Raw genomic sequence first — 1,749 nt, 5'->3', positions numbered from 1 at the left:
GCAACAACGGCGCCCATGGGCGCCGTTGTCATTTGATGCGTCTGATTCAGCTGGCGCCTTGCGCCGTCAGAACTGATCCTCCGACAACGCGAGCACGCCTTGCGCGCCCTTCGCGCTGACGATCGATGCTTCGAGCGCCACGGCCTGCGGCAGCACGTGCTCGGCATAGAACTGCGCGGTGGCGATCTTCGCGCCGTAGAACGACGGATCGTCGGCGTGCTTCTGCTGCGCCACGAGCATCGCGCGCGCCATCTGCCAGCCGCCCAGCACGATGCCCGCGAGCTTCAGATACGGCACGCTGCCCGCGAACACCGCATTCGGATCGCGCTTCGCGTTCTGGAGCACGTACTGCACCGCCGACGCCAGCGCGTCATGTCCACGCGACAGGTGCTTTTGCATCGAGTCGAACGCCGCGCCTTGCTGCTTGAGCGCTTCAACCGTCTGCGCGATCTGCGCGAGCAGCGCCTGCGCCACCGCGCCGCCGTCGCGCAGCGTCTTGCGGCCCACCAGGTCGTTCGCCTGGATCGCCGTCGTGCCTTCGTAGATCGGCAGGATGCGCGCATCGCGGTAGTACTGCGCCGCGCCCGTTTCCTCGATGAAGCCCATGCCGCCGTGCACCTGCACGCCGAGGCTCGTCACCTCCAGCGACAGCTCCGTGCTCCAGCCCTTCACGATCGGCACCAGGTATTCGTAGATCGCCTGCTGCTCCGCGCGCCTGGCCTCGTCGGGATGACGGTGCGCGTGATCGCAGTGCGACGCCGCGACATACGCGAGCGCACGCGATGCTTCCGTGAGCGCGCGCATCGTCGCGAGCATGCGGCGCACGTCCGGGTGCTGGATGATCGCCACCGCCTGCTTCGCCGAGCCATCGACGGGCCGGCTCTGCACGCGCTCCTTCGCATACGCGACGGCCTTCTGGTACGCGCGGTCCGCGATCGCCACGCCCTGCATGCCGACCGCAAAGCGCGCCGCGTTCATCATGATGAACATGTACTCCAGGCCCCGGTTCTCTTCGCCGATCAGCTGGCCGATCGCGCCGCCGTGGTCGCCGAACTGCAGAACCGCCGTCGGGCTCGCCTTGATGCCGAGCTTGTGCTCGATCGACACGCAATGCACGTCGTTGCGCTCGCCCAGCGAGCCATCTTCGTTGACGAGAAACTTCGGCACGACGAACAGCGAAATGCCCTTCACGCCCTCGGGCGCGTTCGGCGTGCGCGCGAGCACCAGATGCACGATGTTCTCCGCCATGTCGTGCTCGCCCCACGTGATGAAGATCTTCGTGCCGAAGATCCTGTACGTGCCGTCGCCCTGCGGCTCGGCGCGCGTGCGCACCAGCGCGAGATCGGAGCCCGCCTGCGGCTCGGTGAGGTTCATCGTGCCCGTCCATTCGCCCGAGATCAGGCGCGGCACGTAGGTCTGCTTCTGCGCCTCGCTGCCCGCCGTGAGCAGCGCCTCGATCGCGCCGTCCGTCAGCAGCGGGCACAGCGCGAACGACAGGTTCGACGCGTTCAGCATCTCGATGCAGGCCGTCGCGATCAGCTTCGGCAGGCCCTGGCCTTCGTACTCGACGGGATGCTGCACGCCCTGCCAGCCGCCTGCCGCGAACTGGCGGAACGCATCGGCGAAACCGGGCGTCGCCGTGACGTTGCCGTCCTTCCAGCTGCTCGGGTTCTTGTCGCCTTCGACGTTCAGCGGCGCCAGCACTTCGCCGCACAGCTTCGCGGATTCTTCGAGCACGGCCTGTGCCGT

1 protein-coding gene is annotated in these 1,749 nt (G+C 67.6%); it reads right to left on the bottom strand.

Annotated features, from left to right (window positions below; all coding sequences use genetic code 11):
- Window positions 1-66 precede the first annotated feature (66 nt).
- Window positions 67-1,749, bottom strand: a 1,683-nt coding sequence (locus tag J8I87_RS43840) for an acyl-CoA dehydrogenase (protein ID WP_209938872.1), incomplete at its 5' end; no start/stop codon positions are given.

It is taken from the genome of Paraburkholderia sp. LEh10, from assembly GCF_017814945.1.
Classification (GTDB): domain Bacteria; phylum Pseudomonadota; class Gammaproteobacteria; order Burkholderiales; family Burkholderiaceae; genus Paraburkholderia.
This window is presented reverse-complemented; position numbering and strand designations above follow the sequence as displayed.